At 52.9% G+C, this 20523-nt stretch carries 12 protein-coding genes and 1 pseudogene; 6 read left to right on the top strand and 7 right to left on the bottom strand.

All coding sequences use genetic code 11. The annotated features are described in order from the left end of the window. Positions 1–37 precede the first annotated feature (37 nt). A complete protein-coding gene (hpt, locus tag FYJ73_RS00675; RefSeq protein ID WP_154532586.1) occupies positions 38–574 on the bottom strand; it encodes a hypoxanthine phosphoribosyltransferase in 537 nt (178 codons plus the stop codon). Between the two features lie 167 nt (positions 575–741). Here hpt and FYJ73_RS00670 point away from each other — a divergent pair, with 167 nt between their 5' ends. Together FYJ73_RS00670 and FYJ73_RS00665 are read left to right on the top strand one after the other, a co-directional pair. Beyond that, positions 742–2259, top strand: coding sequence for an NAD(P)H-hydrate dehydratase (locus FYJ73_RS00670; RefSeq protein ID WP_154532584.1), 1518 nt, complete (start codon positions 742–744; stop codon positions 2257–2259). Between the two features lie 106 nt (positions 2260–2365). Next, a complete protein-coding gene (locus tag FYJ73_RS00665) occupies positions 2366–3427 on the top strand; it encodes a DUF4831 family protein (RefSeq protein WP_154532582.1) in 1062 nt (353 codons plus the stop codon). 124 nt (positions 3428–3551) lie between these two features. Here the strand turns inward: FYJ73_RS00665 and FYJ73_RS16110 are convergent, their stop codons facing one another. The 3 genes and pseudogenes from FYJ73_RS16110 to ppdK form a co-directional block, all read right to left on the bottom strand. Continuing rightward, complete coding sequence (locus tag FYJ73_RS16110; protein WP_262885109.1) at positions 3552–4772, bottom strand: 3'-5' exonuclease; 1221 nt, start codon at positions 4770–4772, stop codon at positions 3552–3554. A gap of 204 nt (positions 4773–4976) precedes the next feature. Next, a pseudogene (locus FYJ73_RS16105) lies at positions 4977–6896 on the bottom strand (UvrD-helicase domain-containing protein); the annotation flags it as partial. A 602-nt stretch (positions 6897–7498) separates the two neighbouring features. Then, a complete protein-coding gene (gene ppdK, locus FYJ73_RS00655) occupies positions 7499–10234 on the bottom strand; it encodes a pyruvate, phosphate dikinase (protein WP_154532578.1) in 2736 nt (911 codons plus the stop codon). Between the two features lie 321 nt (positions 10235–10555). Here ppdK and FYJ73_RS00650 point away from each other — a divergent pair, with 321 nt between their 5' ends. From FYJ73_RS00650 to FYJ73_RS00635, 4 genes are all read left to right on the top strand, one after another. Then, positions 10556–11251 (top strand): MIP family channel protein, encoded by a 696-nt coding sequence (locus tag FYJ73_RS00650; protein WP_154532576.1) that lies wholly within the window; start codon positions 10556–10558, stop codon positions 11249–11251. Between the two features lie 173 nt (positions 11252–11424). Then, complete coding sequence (locus tag FYJ73_RS00645) at positions 11425–12684, top strand: sugar MFS transporter (RefSeq protein ID WP_154532574.1); 1260 nt, start codon at positions 11425–11427, stop codon at positions 12682–12684. A 295-nt stretch (positions 12685–12979) separates the two neighbouring features. Continuing rightward, on the top strand, positions 12980–15895 hold the full coding sequence (locus tag FYJ73_RS00640) for an outer membrane beta-barrel protein (RefSeq protein WP_154532572.1): 2916 nt from the start codon (positions 12980–12982) through the stop codon (positions 15893–15895). A 211-nt stretch (positions 15896–16106) separates the two neighbouring features. Further along, positions 16107–17120 (top strand): class II fructose-bisphosphate aldolase, encoded by a 1014-nt coding sequence (locus FYJ73_RS00635; protein WP_154532570.1) that lies wholly within the window; start codon positions 16107–16109, stop codon positions 17118–17120. Positions 17121–17217: 97 nt separating this feature from the next. On the opposite strand, the gene FYJ73_RS00630 is transcribed toward FYJ73_RS00635, so the two are convergent. From FYJ73_RS00630 to FYJ73_RS00620, 3 genes are all read right to left on the bottom strand, one after another. Next, entirely contained in the window at positions 17218–17850 is a 633-nt protein-coding gene (locus tag FYJ73_RS00630; protein ID WP_154532568.1) for a flavodoxin family protein, read from the bottom strand. Positions 17851–17929: 79 nt separating this feature from the next. Beyond that, complete coding sequence (locus tag FYJ73_RS00625) at positions 17930–19078, bottom strand: sensor histidine kinase (protein WP_154532566.1); 1149 nt, start codon at positions 19076–19078, stop codon at positions 17930–17932. Positions 19079–19197: 119 nt separating this feature from the next. Further along, positions 19198–20523: a sigma-54-dependent transcriptional regulator gene (locus tag FYJ73_RS00620; RefSeq protein ID WP_154532563.1), complete on the bottom strand. Its 1326-nt coding sequence runs from the start codon at positions 20521–20523 to the stop codon at positions 19198–19200.

Here is a 20523-nt window from a genome sequence, read left to right as displayed (position 1 = left end):
CTTTGCAAAAGGCATCTTCCCTTTGTAAAAGGCGTCTTTATTCCACGACGGTGTAGATGTCTCGGAGATTGCGCCCTTGCTGGTCATAGTCCAGTCCATAGCCAACGATGAAGTCGTTGGGGATTTCCATGGCTGGATACTCAATGTTGAGGGGTACCTGCAGTTTGCCGGGCTTGACGAGCAGCGTGCAGATATGCAGGGACTCCGGCTCGTAGCTCTCGAGCGTGGCGAGCATCTGCTTCATGGTGTTTCCCGTGTCGACGATGTCCTCCACGATGACGACGGTGCGCCCCTTGAGTTCCTGGTTGATGCCGATGAGCTCTTTCACCTTTCCTACGGAAGTGGTGCCTTGATAGGAGGCAAGCTTGACAAACGAGATCTCGCTGGGGATGGTGAGGTAGCGCATCAGGTCTGCTGCAAAGATAAACGACCCATTGAGCACAGCGAGAAACAGCGGGTTCTTGCCCGCCATGTCTTTATTGAGCTTTTCGGCAACGGCTTTTACTTTGCTTAGAATCTCTGACTCTGGTATAAACGTACGGAATGTTTTGTCCTTTATCTTCACAATGTCCATGGTGAAATGTGTTTTGTATGACCTATTTAATAATGCAAAATTACGAAAAATACACGAATAATGAGAACGCTGCGCCTTTTATTTAATCTATTTTGCAAAAATAAGGGATTGTCACGTTGTCGTTCTGCAATCTTTTTTTTATCTTTGCACCATATTGTTTTTTACGTATGAAGATATTTACAGCTGCTCAGATTCATGAGCTTGACAATTATACCATTGAGCACGAGCCTGTGAAGTCTATCGACTTAATGGAGCGAGCCGCCAAAGCTCTGACCCGTGCCATCATGGATGAGTGGACCGACCGTACGCCCGTGGTGGTCTTTGCCGGTCCTGGAAACAACGGTGGTGACGCATTGGCCGTGGCTCGTATGCTGGCCGAAAACCATTATCAGGTAAGCGTGTACCTGTTCAATATCCACGATAAGTTGTCGGAAGATTGCGCCGCCAACAAGGAGCGGCTTGTCTACGCCAAGAAAGTCAGTCATTTCACGGAGATCACATTGAACTTTGATCCACCCGAGCTCACGCCCGAGACGCTTGTTGTCGACGGCCTTTTCGGTTCGGGCATTAATAAGCCGCTCAGTGGAGGCTTTGCCTCGTTGGTGAGATATATCAATCAAAGTCCGGCCAAGGTGGTGAGTATTGACATGCCGTCAGGGCTGATGTGCGAGGACAACACCTATAATGTCCGACAGAATATCATTCGCGCTGACTTGACGCTGACCCTTCAACAGAAGAAGCTCAGTATGATGCTTACCGACTGCCAGCAGTATCTCGGCCGTCTGCGTGTGTTGGACATCCGCCTGAGTCCCGACTATATCCGCGACACGGAGGTCAGCTGCCGTATCCAGGAAGAGACCGACCTGATACCTTGTGTGCGCCATCGCGGTGACTTTGTGCATAAAGGTACGATGGGGCATGCGCTGATCATCGCCGGCAGCTACGGTATGTCGGGTGCTGCCATTCTCGCCACACGTGCCTGTCTTCGCTCGGGAGCCGGTAAGGTGACGGTGCATACGCCGAAGCGCAACTATGGCATCATGCAGGTGGCTGTTCCCGAAGCCGTGTTGCAGATGGACCGTGAGGAGACCTATTTCTCCGACAGCGTGGAGAGTCAGGACTATGACGCGCTTGCCATCGGTCCGGGACTGGGGCAGAGCGAGAACTCCGCCATTGCGCTGATCGGTCAGATACGTCGTACGCAGTGTCCCATTGTGGTGGACGCTGACGGACTGAATATGCTGGCCAACCATCAGGCATGGATGCAGCAGTTGCCACTGGGCATCATCATGACGCCACATCCCAAGGAGTTTGACCGGTTGGTGGGCGTGACGAGTTCGAGTGATTACGAGCGACTGACCAAGGCGCGGCAGTTGGCAGAGCATCTGCAAGGCTATGTGCTGCTCAAAGGCCACTATTCGGCACTTTGCAAGCCCGACGGGCATATCGTCTTCAACTCCACCGGCAACAGTGGCATGGCGACGGCAGGCAGTGGCGACGTGCTGACCGGTATCATTGCCGGACTCTTGGCCCGTGGCTATGACCAGGCGACGGCATGCCAGTTGGGAATGTATCTTCACGGACTGGCAGGTGATCTGGCAGTGAGAGACCTTGGCAAAGAAAGTCTCATTGCCAGCGACATCATCAACTATCTGCCCAAGGCCTTTCTGCGGCTGGAAGACTGAATGAATGTGGGGGATTCAATGCTGGGCGTTGAATGGATTCAAAGAAGAAAGGATTCAATGCTGAAGGTTGAGAGAACAAAGAAGAATCATAAATGACGAAATATCAATGATGAACTATAAACGAATGCTTTTGGCAGGCAGTCTGCTGGTGGGTGCTTTTGCCATGCAGGCAAGTGCCCAGTCGGTGGAGGGTACTGACTATTACCTGCCGAAGACAATGCTGCGCTTCACGGTGAAAGTCGAGAAGACGCAATACACGCCCGGACAGTTTGCAAAATATGCCATGCGCTATATCCGTCAGAATGTTTCGGAGGAAGCCTCTACTTCCTATCGTGTCATAGGCCTTGAGATGGATCCCGTTGCCGTGCCCGATACCACAAAGCACTTTACGTTGCAGCTTGACAAAAAGCACAGTATCACCGATGTGACGCGGGCACCCAACGGACAACTCCTGGCTGTCAATACCGAGGCACAGCCTTTGCGCCCTGTGGTTCGCCGCTTCTCTCCCGCTGCCAGACCGAAGGCCGTCAACCCTGCCGATTTCATGACGGCGGACATCCTCAATGCCAGCAACACGGCTAAGATGGCGGAATTGACAGCACAGGAGATCTACGACATCCGGGACAGTCGCAGCCAACTGGCCAAAGGCGAGGCAGACTATATGCCCAAGGATGGTGAGCAGCTAAAGACCATGCTGAGAAACCTCGATACGCAGGAGCAGAGTCTGACGACGCTGTTCACCGGTACGGTGGTGAAGGACACGGCGTGGACCACCATCGACTATCTTCCCGTCAAGGAGGGAGAAGAAGTGCTCTTCCGCTTCTCCAAGCGCTTGGGGCTTGTCGATGCTGACGACTATGCGGGCGCACCTTATTATATAAGGGTAGCTGACGAGCACACTGTGGCACCTGCCGCATCTGTTGCTGAGGATGAGAAGAAAAAGAAGGAAGACAAGAACGATATTGGCCTGCGCGTCAACCAGCCCAGCAAGATGAAGATCACCGTGGTCTGTGAGCAGCAGCCTGTGGGAACCTTCGAAGCAGCGGCTCCCCAGTTTGGAACAGTGGAGTCGCTGAGTGGTGAGCTCTTCGGCAAGAAGCAGTCCACCCGTCTGGTTCTCGACCCCTTGAGCGGCAGCGTCAAGAAGATAGAGGGACTGGAGAAATAGCCCATCAAGGCGACTTATGTGATTATCAGGTGGCGATTAGGATCTGCTCTTGAAAACGCTTTATCTGTATAGACCTAAAATAACCGAATATCGAGAATATGATTCCGATATTCGGTTGTTTTGTTTATACGGCTCTGACCGTATTGGTTCTCAGATACCAGAGATAGCCTTTGACGTTATTATATCCGATCTCGTTGAGCAGGCGCATGTAGTATTGTACCTGCTCGACGTGTTTGGCTCTTGGTGATCCGGTCTTGAAGTCGATGACCGTTACTGAATTTCCGTCGTTAATGACTCGGTCAGGGCGCTTAGGTCCTACCGTTTTATGCTCCTCGTCATAGCAGATGATATTACACTCATTCATCACATTCAGTCCCGGTCGGAACCATGTCTTGGGCACAGGGCTCTCGATCAGCTTGTGCACCATGGCGCACAAGTTTTCACGTGTCATTGGCTTTTCATAGAGCACGCCGCTGAACTCCATGTTGTTGATGGCGCGGTCGATGTCATTGACGTCGCGGATATTGGCCAGCAGTTCGTGGAGTATGTTACCAGTCTCAATATATGCGCGTCGCATCTGTGCGTCTTCGTCGTCCTGCGGCATGATGAAGTCTTTGCATTCGTTGCTCTCCTTGAACTCATAATCTTCGGTGAAGGCCTTGATGTTGACACGCAATGGCTTGTCCTCCTCGAGGAATACATTGTCAGTGTCTTTGTTACTGCTTTCCTTTGGAGTAGGGCTGAACGTGCCGTAGGTAATCGTCGTTGTTTTGTTATCTTCCTCGATAGTGCATTCCTGCTTCATGTCTTCCTCCACATCCTGGATGATTTTGGAAGGGTAGGGTGCTTTCGGATTCTTCCGTCCGAAGACAAAAAGGTTGCGTCTGGCTCGGGTAAACGCCACATAGAGCAGGTTGAGGTTGTCGACGAGATTCTTCAGATGCTCACGGTCGTAGTCGTCGGAGTAGATGGAGTTTCTGAGTTTCTTGCTTTGCAGTGCCACAGGCACGAGCGGCAACTCATTGTACGGTTCTGGCTTGCCGTCGGTGGTGAACCACAGTGTGTCGTTGTTTCGTTCTATGTCCCAGTCACAGTAAGGGATGATGACATTGTCGTATTCGAGTCCTTTGCTCTTGTGGATGGTTATCAGTCTGATGCCGTTAATGTCGTCGCTGTGGATAGCTTTTGAGCATAGATCGGTGTCCCAGGCTTCGAGAATCTCGTCAATGCCGACTGCCTTACTGTGTATCAGCGTCGCGACCTTGTCAAGAAAGGCACATACATAGGCACTCTCGTCGTTGAGACGCTCCAGGCCGAGAATGGCATAGAGACGCTCTATGAGCATCATGAGCGGCAGTCCCCGCAGCTCATCACGTTGCGTGCGCAAGGCCTCGGGGAGCTGGGTAGCGATGTCGTCCTTGCCAACGAAGAGCCGCGTGTCGAGATCTTGGTCGTTCTTGTAATCTGTGATCTCCCTGTATGCTATGGTCTTCTTTTGATCATCATTTGTCTCTTTCTTGCATTCCTCATCATTTTTGTTCGCCCCGATACGATAATAAGTCTTGACGAGGAATGCCGTCGTGAGCTTGTCGTCGGGATGTACGAGGTAGCGCAGAGCCGCGATGATCATCCTCACGGCAAGCGAAGCGTCGAGGCGGAAAGCCTCGTCGCTGACAAGACTCACGTCGGCCGGCTTGCCGTCGACCATGATCTGATGCTGCATGAAGTACTCTGCGATGGCCTGGATGTGTTTGTTCTTTCTCACGAGCACGGCGATGTCCTTTGTGGCAACGCCCGCCTTGAGCAGTTCCGCGATGGTGCTCTCGATCTGATCCAGGGTCTCTTGGTCATAGTCCTCGTCGTCGAGCAGTTTGATTTGGGCCATGCCGACGAGTTCCTTGCCTTTGGGATAAGCCTGCTCCACGTCCTGGTAAGCTGTTTCTATGTCCAAGGCCTGTTGTATGATGTCCTTCGGCGCGTGATGCTCGTTGAGTTCAGCTACCGCCGCCTCTGTTGTCTTCTTTGCAGCGATTTTGAAGAACATATTGTTGAAGATGATGATTCTCGGTTGCGAACGGTAGTTGGTGTCGAGTTTCACTTCTTTGATCTCGGGATGCCTGTCATGGGTGAGGCCTTGCAGCAACCTCCAGTCTCCGCCTCTCCATCGGTAGATGCTCTGCTTCACGTCACCGACGATCAGTGAGCCAGCCTGATGGGCGATACAGTCGTCGATGAGCACTTTGAAGTTATCCCATTGTACCGCACTGGTGTCCTGGAACTCGTCGATCATGATATACTTCAGCGAGCCGCCGATTTTCTCGTAGATAAAGGGTGTGTCGCTGCCGTCGATCATGCTTTTGATGAGCTGTTGAGTGCTACTGAGCGGGAAATTGTTGTTGTCAGCGTTGATAGCGTCGACTTGCTGTGCGATGCGTCCGAGCAGTCTGAGCTCATTGAGGTTTCTGAGAGTGAGAGCCACGGAGTACTTGATACTTTCCGCTTTCTGCCTCATCTTTTCCGTCTGGGTGATGAGTGGGGCGATCAACTGATGGAAAGTCTGACCTTTGTCGGTGTCTTTGATGGTTTTCTTGATGAGTTTGGTCCATTCTTCCGTGTCAGCCTTATCGATGGTGGCGTGTGCGACATCGCAGTAGTTGCCTTCGCGCAGTTTGTTGAAATAGTTGGGCACGGTACCGCGGGTAAAGTCACTGTCGGTGAAGCCATATTGGTCTACCAGCGTCTGGAAGCGGTCAGCCTGTATGCTCATGTCCTTATCAGCCTGTGCTGCCAAGGCCCGAAGTTTAGCGGTATAGTTCTTGAAAAACAGAGGGTTGGAGAGAACTGCCTCAAGTTGCTCGTGTCGTTCCTTATAGAAGTCGCGGTAGATATTGGTACCGAAGTCTTTGATCTGTCCGATGACGTTCCAGTTCTTGTCCTCCTCGAGTCGCTCGCTGACAAAGTCCATCATCCATCCGAGCAGCGGGTCTTTGTCGTTGTTGATGTTTCCGATGAGTTCGTCGACGGCCTGTTGCTCCACCTCACGGTCGTTGAGTCCCACGTTGATGTTGGCCTTCAGTCCCAGTTCTCGCGCAAGATTTCTGAGGATGCGTTGGAAAAAACTGTCGATGGTCTCCACGCGGAAGTAGTGATAAGCGTTGAGGATACCGTCGAGGGCGAGTGTCGCCCGCTGCTGGATGTCGTTGTCTGTGAGCTGCGGCATGCTGTGGTGTAGCTCCTTGACATAGTCGTCGCCGCTGGACAGACGGTGAGCCAGGGCGAAGAGCTTGCTGAGGATACGCGTCTTCATCTCTTCGGTGGCCTTGTTGGTGAAGGTCACGGCGAGGGTGTAGCGGAAGTTTTTGGGATCCGCCATCAGCAGCTTGATGTATTCCAGTGCCAGTCGGTAGGTCTTGCCGCTGCCTGCGCTGGCCTTGAACACGGTCAGCCTCGTGGTATCTTTCATGGTCTTGCTTTGTTCTTGTTTACGCTATTTCTTTGCAAAAATAGAGATTAATCACGAGAATACAAAACGTGTTCTGCTTTTTTTCTTATTTTCGGGAATCAACAGTCATGATACCTATGGTTTGCCATCTGTTGATTATTCTGACAAAAAACAGGCTTTATTTTGCGATTCTTTTCAATCAACGACCCTTTTATCGTGATTTCTTGAAAAATGGGGCTTGTTTTGTAACTGTCTGACTAGTAAATGTTTATGTTCTGGATATACGCTTGGCGGCTCCGGGGTGTCTCTTCTGGCGCTGTCATCTCGGTTGTTTGACCTCATCATCTCGGTTGTTTGATCTCATCATCTCGGTTGTTTGATCTTGTCATCTCAGTTGTTTGATAAGGTCAACAAGGCCTTTTGATGATTTCACGTGCGTATTTTCATGTTTTTATCTCGAAAAGATGTTCAGATGAGACTTTACTTTTCTCTAGATTGCCTGCTCTTGTTGGTGTGCTTTTGTCAATAATCTTTTCGTGAGTTTTTCCCCTTCTATGACAAACAAAAAAGGCAAATGCCTGGACAGCCAAGCATTTGCCTTGTATAAGAGGAAACAGAATGTTTCAGAGTTATGCCTCTTCCACGGCAGCCTGAGCGGCAGCCAGACGGGCGATAGGCACACGGAACGGTGAGCAGCTCACGTAGTCGAGACCCACACGATGGCAGAACTTCACCGATGAAGGCTCTCCACCATGCTCACCGCAGATGCCGCACTTCAGGTCAGGACGTGTCGAGCGGCCCTTCTCCACAGCCATGCGGATGAGCTGTCCTACGCCGCGCTGGTCGAGAACCTGGAACGGATCAACGTCGAGGATCTTCTTCTCAAGGTAAGAGGGCAGGAAGCTGGCGATGTCGTCGCGGCTGTAGCCAAACGTCATCTGTGTCAGGTCGTTGGTACCGAAGCTGAAGTACTCGGCTTTCTGGGCGATGAGATCAGCGGTCAGGGCTGCACGCGGCACCTCGATCATCGTACCGATCTTGAACGGTATCTCTACGCCTTCCTCGGCGAAGAGCTTCTGTGCCGTCTCGCGGATGACCTTTTCTTGGGCATCGAGTTCATTGACGATACCTACCAACGGCACCATGATCTCAGGACGGGGATCGAGGCCTTCCTTCTTCAACTGGATGGCAGCACCGAGGATGGCACGTGTCTGCATGGCCGTGATCTCAGGGAACGTGTTACCCAGACGGCACCCACGGAGTCCAAGCATTGGGTTGTGCTCACTCAGACTCTGCACGCGGTCCTGGATCACCTTCACGCTGACACCCATCTCCTTGGCCATAGCTTCCTGGCCTTTCAGGTCGTGGGGCACGAACTCGTGGAGAGGCGGGTCGAGCAGACGGATGTTCACCGGCATGCCGTCCATGCATTTCAGAATACCGTAGAAGTCCTGTTTCTGATAGGGCAGCAGTTTGGCGAGGGCTTTCTCGCGACCCTCCTTGCTGTCAGCGAGGATCATCTCGCGCATGGCCTTGATTTTCTCGTTCTCGAAGAACATGTGTTCTGTACGGCACAGACCGATACCCACGGCACCGAAGTTGCGGGCCACCTCAGCGTCATGCGGCGTGTCAGCATTGGTGCGGACGACGAGGCGGGTGTATTTGTTGCAAAGCTTCATCAGCTCTGCGAAGTCGCCTGTGACCTCGGCAGGACGTGTCTTCACCTCACCAAAGTACACCTCACCGGTAGAACCGTTGAGCGATATGTAGTCACCCTCATGGAGCACCGTGCCGTCGATTTCCACGGTGCGGGCTTTATAGTCGACATTGATGGCACCAGCACCACTGACACAGCACTTGCCCATGCCGCGGGCCACCACAGCAGCGTGCGATGTCATACCACCGCGAGCCGTCAGGATGCCCTCTGCTGCGCTCATGCCGGCGAGGTCCTCAGGCGAAGTCTCGATGCGCACCATGACTACCTGATGGCCATCGGCGTGCCATTTCTCAGCATCATCAGCAAAGAATACGATCTGGCCGCAGGCAGCACCTGGCGAGGCGGGCAGTCCGCGTGTGAGTACACGGGCCTGAGCTTTGGCTTCCTTATCGAAGACGGGGTGGAGCAGTTCGTCGAGCTTGTTGGGCTCACAGCGCTGCAGGGCTGTCTTCTCGTCGATGAGCCCCTCGCGTAGCAGATCCATGGCAATCTTCACCATGGCTGTACCTGTGCGTTTGCCGTTGCGGGTCTGGAGGAACCATAGTTTACCTTCCTGCACGGTGAACTCCATGTCCTGCATGTCGTTGTAGTGCTTCTCGAGCTTGTCCTGCAGGTCGTTGAGCTGAGCGTAGATGTTGGGCATAGACTCTTCCATGGAAGGATATTTACTGGCGCGCGTAGCCTCGTCGATGCCCTGCTGCTTAGCCCAGCGGAGCGAACCTTCCTTGGTGATCTGCTGTGGTGTGCGTATGCCGGCGACGACGTCCTCACCCTGTGCGTTGACAAGGTACTCACCGTTGAAGCGGTTCTCGCCCGTGGCAGCGTCGCGGCTGAAGCATACACCTGTGGCAGAGGTGTTGCCCATGTTGCCGAAGACCATGGCCATGACGGTGACAGCCGTTCCCCACTCCTGTGGGATGCCTTCCATCTTGCGGTAGAGAATAGCTCGGTCGTTCATCCAAGAGTCGAAGACTGCGCAGATGGCACCCCAGAGCTGCTCCATCGGGTCGGAGGGGAAGTCGCGCCCGGTGCGCTCCTTGATATAGTCCTTGAAGAGGACGACGAGGCTCTTGAGCTCGTCGGTGTTCATCTCATTGTCGAGACGGATGCCACGCTGAGCCTTTACTTTCTGAATGATGGCCTCGAAGGGGTCGATGTCTTCCTTGTTGACAGGCTTCATGCCGAGGACCACGTCGCCGTACATCTGTACGAAGCGTCGGTAGCTGTCGTAGGCGAAGCGCTCGTTGCCGGTCTTGGCAGCCAGTCCCTTGACGACTTCATCGTTGAGACCGAGGTTGAGGATGGTGTCCATCATGCCAGGCATGGAGGCACGCGCACCGGAGCGTACACTGACAAGAAGTGGATTCTTGGCGTCACCGAACTTCAGTCCCATGAGTTCCTCAACGTGTTTCACGCCATTGACAACATCGTCCTTGAGCAAGGCAACAACGTCGGCTTTGCCTTTCTCGAAATATTCGTTGCAGACATCAGTGGTGATGGTGAATCCCGGTGGCACGGGCACACCGATCAAATTCATCTCGGCTAGGTTGGCACCTTTGCCGCCCAGAAGGTTGCGCATGTCGGCACGGCCTTCAGCCTTGCCGTTTCCAAAGAGGTAAACTCTCTTCTCGCTCGTTTTTTCACTCATAGTTAATAGGTGTTGTATATATTATATGTTATTTTTATAAGATTGCATTGTAGGGATTAATCTATTGCAAAGATAGTGTTTTGTCATTAAACTACAAAGAGAATAACGAAAAAAATGACATCTTGACTTTACAAAATCATTGTTTGCGCTAACAAAGGATTGTTTGTAATAGTGAGGGCATATGAACTTGTGTAATACGTCGTGTGGCATGTCCTTTCCCATTGACAGAAAATCTTTGTGTTCTTTGCTTTTTTATAATAATTTCCGTAACTTTGCGTTTATTAAGTCAGCGCGAAAACGTTTCTTATAATATTTGAGATTATGAAAAAGTATTTAGCAGAAATGGTAGGCACGATGGTGCTGGTACTGATGGGCTGCGGTGCGGCCGTGTCTTTGGGCTGTGATCCAGTCAACAATCAGGCTGCCGTGGTGGGCACGGCATTGGCTTTTGGTTTGGCTGTGGTGTCAATGGCTTATACGATCGGCGGCATTTCAGGATGCCACATCAATCCGGCTATCACGTTGGGGGTATGGCTTAGTGGACGCATGAGCAGCAAGGATGCCGGCATGTATATGCTGTTCCAGGTCATCGGTGGTATCATTGGCGCAGCAGTTCTCTATGCTATCACGTCGGCAGCAGGACTCATCGGCACCGGTGCCAATGACTTGCAAGCTCTGGATGGGGCTGGAACGAAGGTGACGGTGTTTGGCGGTTTCCTGGCTGAGATGTTCTTCACCTTTGTGTTTGTGCTGGTGGTATTGGGTGCTACGGCAAAGACCAATGGTGCCACCAACAACTTCGCCGGTCTGGCCATTGGCTTGTCCTTGGTTCTTGTTCATTTGGCCTGCATCCGCTATACCGGTACCTCTGTCAACCCTGCCCGCTCCATTGGCCCGGCACTGTTTCAAGGCGGTACGGCTCTGACCAATCTTTGGATCTTTATCGTAGCTCCGATGGTTGGCGGTGCATTGTCGGCCGGCGTCTGGAAGGTCATCGATCCGAGTAAGAAAAAATAAATCCGAAACGAAGCTATGGGCAGGGGAGTGCTCCGAGCAGAGACTTTGCCCATTGCCTGATACACATTATTATATTTATGTTTATGGGTTTTGACTGATGCCTGCACCTTATTATTAATAGTGCATGAGTCATTTACATCTGCATGTCGGAACACCATCTTCAAAAAATCGTAATGAATAACAATCAATCAGAAGAAACACAGACATCCCGAGTTGAAGAGACTACGGACAAAGGTCGTGCGGCTCTGACCAGCCGCAGCTATCTTTTGCCCTTTATCCTCGTCACTTCCCTTTTCTTTCTTTGGGGCTTTGCGCGTGCCATCCTCGATGTGCTCAACAAGCATTTCCAAAATGCGCTTGACATCTCCATCACCCAGTCATCGCTCATTCAGGTGACGACTTATCTCGGCTACTTCATCATGGCCATACCCGCCGGCTGGTTTATCAACCGGCGTGGTTATCGCCTGGGTGTGGTCTTCGGACTGCTGCTCTTTGGCATCGGAGCCCTGCTCTTCATTCCCGGTGCTGAGGCCGGTACGTTCTATGCCTATCTCGGTGCCCTGTTTATCATTGGTTGCGGCCTTGTCTTTCTTGAGACTTCTGCCAATCCGTATGTCACGGAACTTGGTGACCCGCAGACGGCAACAAGCCGCCTCAATCTCAGCCAGTCGTTCAATGGACTTGGATCGCTGAGTGCTACCTTCCTCATTGGTCAGTTTCTCTTCAATGGCACTGACCGTGGCGGCAACATTGTCATCCCCTATACTGTGTTGGGTATTGTGGTGCTGCTGATCGCCGTGGTGTTCTCACGCGTGAACCTTCCGGAAATCAAGCACCAGGAGACCGAGGAAGACCGCTCGCAGGGTACGCGCATCAACAAGCTGTTCCGCCATCATCCGATGTTTGTCTTTGGACTCTTTTCGCTTTTGGCCTATGAGGTGGCGGAGATCTCTATCAACAGCTATTTCATCAATTATGTGACAGCAAAGGGATGGATGAGCGACAATACAGCTTCCATCGTGCTCACTGTGGCGCTGGCCTTCTTCATGATTGGTCGCTTTGTGGGCAGTTGGATCATGCGGAAAGTTCCTGCCGAGCGTATGCTCTTCTACTGTGCCATTGGCAGTGTGGTGTGCATCGGACTGGTGATGCTCAACCTCGGCATGATCTCTATGGTGGCGTTGGTATGCAACTATGTCTTTGAGGCCATCATGTTCCCCACTATCTTCTCTCTGGCACTACGCGGCTTGGGCAATCTGACGAAGAGTGCCTCGTCGCTGCTGATGATGACGCCGATCGGTGGTTGTGGCTTCCTGCTGATGGGTATCATTGCAGACTCCACCCAAATGATGAGCATGCCGTTTATCATTCCGTTCATCGGCTATTTCGTCGTGTTGCTGTTTGCCTCGGAGCTGACGAGGAAGAAAGAATAGCCTCACCCCCGTACCCGGCCTCACCCCCGTACCCCTCTCCCAAGGAGAGGGGAGTGAAATGCTTCAAGGGGTCAAAAAGGGCGGAAGACAAGCGGTGCTTTGCTTCGCTTAGATTGGCTTTTGGCCTTGTCTGCTGGTTGGCTGTTTGGTGAGGCTTCTTCCATAGCTCGGGTATGAGCACAGCTCGGTTCGGTGTGACGGCGTTGTGGCCGTCCCTCAGGCTCTTTCCGCAGTCTCTTCCCGCTCTCTGTGTGCTCCCCGTCATCACTCATCATTTATCATTCATCATTGCTCCATGCGTCGCCTGCTCTTTCTTTTTCTCTTCTCCCTCTCCTTCCTTTCCGCTGCTGCCCGCCACATCGTCGGCAGGGTAGTGGACGGCAAGACACATGAGGACTTGGCGGGCGCTGTCGTGGAGTTGCTCAATCCCCGTGACTCCTCGGTCATCAAGTCCACGACCACGACAGAACGGCAGATCTTCGGCTGGAAAGTCTTTGTCTATCAGTTTGATGTCGACAACGACTCCACCTATCTGCTGCGCTGCTCCAGTCTTGGCTACAAAACCGCTTACCGGCGCGTCACCGTGCGCATGGCCAACCGTGTCAATGAACAGCAGATCGACGACATCGCTTTGCAGCCCGACGTGCATACGCTCAGCGAAGTCGTCGTGAAGGCTACGAAAATCAAGATGGTGATGCGTGGCGATACCCTCGTCTACGATGCTTCCGCACTCAACCTCAGCGAGGGCTCAATGCTCGACGCCCTCATCCGTCAGATGCCCGGTACCACACTGGACAATGGCGTCATCAAAGTCAACGGAAGGGCTGTAAGCTCACTGCTCATCGACGGCCGTGACTTCTTCAAAGGCGACATGAAGAAAGCATTGGAGAACCTGCCCGCCTTCACCGTCGACAAGGTCAAGGCCTACGATAAGCAAGGACAGGAAAGCCGGCTCATGGGGCGCGACATGGGCGACAAGAGCTATGTACTCGACGTGACGCTGAAACGCGAATATAAGCATGGGCTCCTGGCCAACGCCGATGTCGCGGGCGGCACGAACAACCGCTATGCCGCACGTCTGTTCTCGATGTACTATACGCCGAAGGAGCGGCTCACACTGACAGGATCAGCAAACAATGTCGGCGACACCTCGGTGCCGGGAGAGAGCGGAAGCATCAGCTCAGCACCTGACGCGGGCGGCGGATTGACTTCGGTCAGAAACTTAGGCGTGGAATACCGGCGCGACGGAAAGACAGAGGACAACTTCTTCACTACCTCGCTCGGCTATGCCTCGGACGACAACGACACACGCACGCGCACCACGGCGCAGACCTTTCTCTCTGGCGGCGATACCTATCGGCTCGACCGTAATGCCACGCACAATGTCAGTAGGCAGTGGTCGGCGGATGCTTCCTTCGGGCTGACACCTACGCATCAGATGCTTGGTGGTACGCTCTCAGGGGCTTATAGCCGCAACCACGGCGATGGCGACAGACGTTCGGGATTGTTTGGCAGCAAGCCGGACGGCGACGCCATCCTCGACAGTCTGTTTATGCCTGATGCCGGCGCACGACTCTTGAAGCACGCCATCAACAGGGTGAAAAACGACAACCAATTTCACGGCAACTCCTACAATGCTTCGCTCAGCCTTTACGACCGCTTGCGCCTTGGCAACAACGGTACTGACGAACTCTCATTTAATGGTAGCTTTGATTATGGCAAGACTACCAACGACCTCTTTGCCATGAACAGCATCGACTACCTCGGTACGGAGGACCGGCAAGATCATCGCTATCAGTATTCCCAAACGCCGGACCGCCATCTCAATATGGAGGCCTCGGCACTCTATGCCTGTTTGCTCGTCGACGATACCGTGGGACTGAACAGCCTCTACCTGCGTCCATCATATAGTATTCGTCAGAGCTACGACAACACGCGCTACAATCTCTACCGCATCGACCAGGTGGAAGGCTATCGCGAGCAGGACTATACCTTGGGCATGTTGCCCTCGGAGCGTCAGGCCCTGCTTGCCGCCCTTGACAACAGCAATAGCTATCGCAGCACTATGCATACGACACAGCAGACGGCGGAGACTTCGCTCTACTTCTCCCATGGCGATGGTACGGCAAAGCCACAGCTCTCGCTCTCGGCACGCCTGCCGTTGGAGTGGAAGCGCGAGCACTTGGGTTACTTCCGCAATAAGGACTATGAGAAGGAGCGCCACACCATGTTCTTTAATCCTACGGTCGACTTGAGATACCAGTTCAACGACTCCACAGGTACACGCTATGTCGAATGCTCTTACTCCACATCGCAGAGAGTGCCGGAACTCTCCACGCTTCTCGACATCCGCGACGATGCCAATCCGCTCAACGTGACGCTCGGTAACCCTAATCTGAAAAAGGCGCGCAGCCACAACGTCAACCTCAGCGCTGCACTCTTCCGACTGTCAACGCAGCGGATGATGAACTTCTCGTTGGGATTCCACACTACTCATAATGCCCTCGCCTCTGCTGTCGTCTATGACAAGCAGACCGGAGTGACCACTACGCAGCAAACCAATGTCAACGGCAACTGGAGTGTCTCGGCGGGTACGGGTTTCTCTACGCCGCTCGACAAGGCTACGAGATGGAGACTACAGAATGACCTCTTCGCCAACTTCAACAATAGCGTTGACCTCACCACGGTGGAAGGCGTGGACAACCAGCGGAGCAAGGTGCGCAGCTGGGAAGTGAACGATCAACTGCAACTCAACTATCAACTCGACACCCGGCTGAATGCCTTCGCCGAGTGCCGTGTCGCCTATCACAACGCCAACAGCCGGCGACGCGACTTTCAGGCGGTCGATGCGTGGGACTGCAACCTGCGTTTGGGTACCAACGTCACGATGCCGTGGGGACTTAAACTGTCGACAGACATCACCGACTACAGGCGTATGGGATACAATGATGAGCAGATGAACCGTAGTGAACTCGTGTGGAATGCACGCCTCTCGAAGAAGTTGATGCACGATCGCCTCACGTTTATGCTTGACGCCTATGACATCCTTGGCAACCTCAACAGCACTACGCTCGTGCTCAACGAGCAAGGACGTACCGAGACTTGGACCAACTCCATTCCCCGCTACCTCATGCTGCATGTGGCCTATAAGCTCACGCTGGGCATGGCAGCATCGAAAAAAGATCATGTGTGGGAGGGTGGAGATTTGTAAACTTAGAATGACAAACGGTGTGATAAAGGGAAGGAAGAAAGGTCTAAATAAACTTTTTTAACCTTCTTCTTTACTTATTATCAAGAGACATTTTGCGGTAAGAAAATAAATTGTTAAATTTGCATGTGATAAGAGCAAAGTGCCTACGGGCGCAATGCTATGTGATTATCATAAATTGAAGATTTCATTCTAAACATAATTATTAAGTATTATGGCAGTAAATTACAAAGATCTTGGTCTCGTCAACACACGCGAGATGTTCAAGAGAGCCGTCAATGGCGGTTATGCTATTCCAGCATTCAACTTCAATAACCTCGAGCAGCTCCAGGCTATCATCACAGCTTCTTCCGAGCTTCGCTCTCCGGTGATCCTTCAGGTATCTAAGGGTGCCCGCAACTATGCTAATCCTATCCTCCTCCGCTACATGGCTGAGGGTGCTGTGGAGTATGCTAAGTCTTTGGGTTGCAACCATCCTGAGATCGTGCTGCACCTCGACCACGGTGACAGCTTCGAGCTGGTAAAGAGCTGCGTTGACATGGGCTTCTCTTCTGTCATGATCGACGCTTCTTCTAAGCCGTTCGATGAGAACATCGAGCTCACCAAGAAGTGCGTAGACTATGCTCATCAGTTCGACGTAACTGTTGAGGCAGAGCTGGGTGTCCTCGCTGGTGTTGAGGATGAGGTTTCTGCTGAGGAGTCTCACTATACACGTCCTGAGGAGGTGATCGAGTTCAGCGAGCGTTCTGGCTGCGACTCTCTGGCTATCTCTATCGGTACTTCTCACGGTGCTTACAAGTTCAAGCCCGAGCAGTGCACACGTGACCCGAAGACAGGCCGTCTGATTCCTCCTCCATTGGCATTCGACGTGCTGGAAGAGATCGAGAAGAAGCTCCCTGGCTTCCCAATCGTTCTCCACGGCTCTTCTTCTGTTCCTCAGAAGTATGTCGACATTATCAACAAGTACGGCGGCAAGCTCCCCGACGCTGTTGGTATTCCAGAGGAGCAGCTGCGTAAGGCTGCCAAGAGTGCTGTCTGCAAGATCAACATCGACTCTGACTCTCGTCTGGCTTACACTGCTGGTGTCCGTGAGACCCTCGCTCTGCATCCTGAGTACTTCGATCCTCGTCAGTATGGCAAGGTTGCTCGTGCTTACATGACAGACATGTACAAGGAGAAGATCACCGACGTGCTCGGCTCTGATCACAAGCTCGCTAACTGCGACTAATCCATTCCGACATTTTCTTCCTCCATGCTCCCTCTGTGAGCATGGAAGATTAAAGCATAAAAAAAGGACTGCCATCTCTGGCAGTCCTTTTTTTATGCTACTTGGAAGTTCTGATGAAGTTCATCGGTGTCCACGACTCTCGCTCTGGATATTGTGGATCGCCGCCCTGGTGGATGCGCTTCAGCAGCCATGCCATGTTGTTGGCCATCGTGCGCATCGTCTGCATACCTTCCTCGTCGAGCTCTGCCTCACCGGGCTTTTGCCCGTAGACCATATTCCAATACTGCGACGTGACGATCGGCATGTTCATCATCTCAAACGCCATGTTCATCGTTTGGTAGACGGCAGACGCACCACCGCGACGGCACACCGCGACGTTAGCTACGGGCTTGTTTCTCATCAGCGCGCCACCGGCATAGAGCATTCGCTGTACCACAGCGAGCAGTGCGCCGTTGGGCTGGCCGTAGTATGTCGGTGAGCCAAAGATAAAGCCGTCGGCATCTTTTGCTTTCTCCAAGAAACGGTTGCACACATCATCGTCAAATGTACAGCGGTTGTTGCCTTTCTGCTTACAGACTCCGCAGGCGATGCAACCGCGCACAGGCTTGTTGCCAATCTGCATGATTTCCGTCTCAATACCCTGTGATTCCAACGTCTTTGCTGCCATGCTCAGTGCATGGAAGGTGTTGCCCTCCTTGTGAGAGCTACCATTGATCAGTAATACTTTCATCTTGTGCTATATATATAATAATGTGTATGTTCTGAAGTCTGTTTCACAAACATTGTGCCATGACAGTGACGTGATGCCGCTATTGAAACCTCAGCCGGAACGTCGTCTGTCCGTCGTGGCGGTCGGGTAGGAGGGCGATGGAGCCGTTGCTTACCCGCATGATCTGTCGTGAGATGGAAAGTCCTATGCCGCTGCCTTCGTCCTTAGTGGTGAAGAAGGGGATGAAGATATGCGTGGCGATGTCCGGTGGTATCGGCTCACCGTCGTCACTGATGTCGATGACGACCGACTCATCTATGTCGGAGAAGGCGTGGAGGCTGATGTGCTGTCCCTCTCGGGTGGCCTCGGCTGCGTTTTTCAGTAAGTTGCTCACTACGCGGGCGGTGAGTCCCTCGTCGGCGTAGACCATGAGATCGTCGGGCTCTACGCTGAGCGTAATCGTCACATCATGATGAAGAAGCGGCCTGACTTGCGTGACCATTCGTTGCAGGAAGGGCTTCACGTCGAAGGGCGACGGCTGTGGCGTGGGCACATGGGTGAACTGCCGGTAGTTCTCGACGAAACGAATCAGGTCCTTGCTGGTCTGGTGGATCACCTCCAGTCCCTCATGTTGTTCGCCTTCAGCCTGTGGCAACAGGGCTTCGCTGAGCGAGATGACGGGCGTGAGCGTGTTCATGATCTCATGGGTGAGCACACGGATGAGGCGTACCCACGAGTCGATCTCCTGGTTGGCCAGCTCACCGTCAATATCGCTGAAGGCGATGATGCGCACGCGACGCTGTTGCAGGATCGTGTGAGTCTCGCGCACGGAGAACTTCTTCAAGGCGTCACTCACTTGACTGATGTGTGTGATGGCTTCGCGGTCCAACAATTTGCGTGCGGCATTGTTGCTTCTCAGCACCAGTCCCCTCTCCTCGTCGACAACCAGCACGCCCGTGTCCACCGAGTCGAGGATGAGCTCAAAGTACTTTTCCTTTTCTATCTGTTCATTGCGTGCGTGTTGCAGGATCTCCTTGATGCGATTGAGCGACCTGTTGACCATTGCGTCGCCTTTCCTGTCTTCGGAGTAGCGGAAGGCATAGTCCCCGTTGTCGATGGCGTTGAACAGGAAGGCCACCTTGCCCACTGTGCGGCGGTTGCGTCGCCACAGCACGATGATCATTGCCAACAACACTACGATAAGAATGGCGGCAATGGCAAGCAGAATATAATATTCAGGCTGTGTCATATATATATAAGGTGTGTCATATATAACCGATGTTTTTGTCTCCCTCTATACTCGGTGGCTTGTTTAACCCTAATTGGTTTCTTGTTTCCCTCCCTTTTAGGGAGGGTTAGGGAGAGTCTTTATATCCCGTACTTTTTCATCTTATTGTACAGCGTCTGTCTGGAGATGCCTAACTGTGAGGCGACATGTGAGAGGTTTCCCTCGCATTCCGTAATGGCTTTGGCAATCATCTCGCGCTCCATGTCGTCGAGTCGTTGGATGTCGTTGGTAGGTTGAGGGCGTGTCGTAGCCGAACCTTCAATGTCGTCGGGACGTATCGTCGTGCCGTCAGAGAGAATGACGGCCTTCTCCACTGCATGTTGCAGCTCACGGATGTTGCCGTACCATGGCAAGTGCTCTATCTTCTCTTGGGTATCAGGCGCAAATGTCATTCCCTCCTTATTATATAGGTGGGCATAGCGGTGGAGAAAAGAACCGGCATAGGTCATGATGTCGCCCGTGCGCTCACGTAGAGGTGGCAAGTGGAGTTGGATGGTGTTGATGCGGTAGAGCAGATCTTCACGGAAAGCTCCTTGTCGCACCATCTCCTCCAAGTTGCGGTTCGTGGCACAGACGACACGCACGTCAATGGGTATTGGCTTGCTGCCGCCTACTCTGACGATAGTGCGCCGTTGCAGGGCGGTGAGTAGTTTGGCTTGTAGCGCATAGCTGAGGTTGCCGATCTCGTCGAGAAAGAGCGTGCCGCCCTCAGCGAGCTCAAACTTACCGGGCTTGTCGGTCTTGGCGTCGGTAAAGGCCCCTTTGACATAACCAAAGAGCTCACTCTCGAAGAGCGTCTCCGTGACGGCTCCTAGGTCGATGGGCATCAGTGCTTTGCCAGCGCGTTTCGAGAGTCGGTGAATCTCTTTGGCGAGAACCTCCTTGCCGGTGCCGTTCTCGCCGGTGATGAGAATGTTGGCGTCTGTGCCCGCCACCTTCTCCACCATGTCGCGTAAGTGTCTCATGGCGGGCGAGGTGCCCCATATCATCTCCGACACTGCCGTAATGGTTGGTTTCTTCTTCCTCGTCTTTTGGTAAGCGTCGGTGAGTTTCTCTATGAGTTGATGGTTGTCGAAGGGCTTGACGATGAAGTCGGCGGCTCCATCCTTCAAGCCTGTCACGGCCAACTCTATATCGGCGTAGGCGGTGAAGAGCACGACGGCGGTCTGCGGCCGTGCTTTCTTAATTTCCCTGAGCCAGTAGAGTCCCTCGTTACCGTTGTTGATACCGCTGTGGAAATTCATGTCGAGCAGCACCACGTCGGGTTGGTCCTCACGCAGTCGGGTGAGGAGGCTTGAGGGACTGGCCAGGCAGATGATGCGCTCAAAGGTCTGCTCGGTCACCATCTTCACCGTGGTGAGGATGTTACGGTTGTCGTCGACGACAAGTAGTGTGCCGTGTTTCAT

The sequence above is a fragment of the Hallella mizrahii genome (assembly GCF_009695775.1).
Classification (GTDB): domain Bacteria; phylum Bacteroidota; class Bacteroidia; order Bacteroidales; family Bacteroidaceae; genus Prevotella; species Prevotella mizrahii.
The sequence above is the reverse complement of the archived record's forward strand: the minus strand, read 5'-3'. Positions and strand labels throughout refer to the sequence as shown.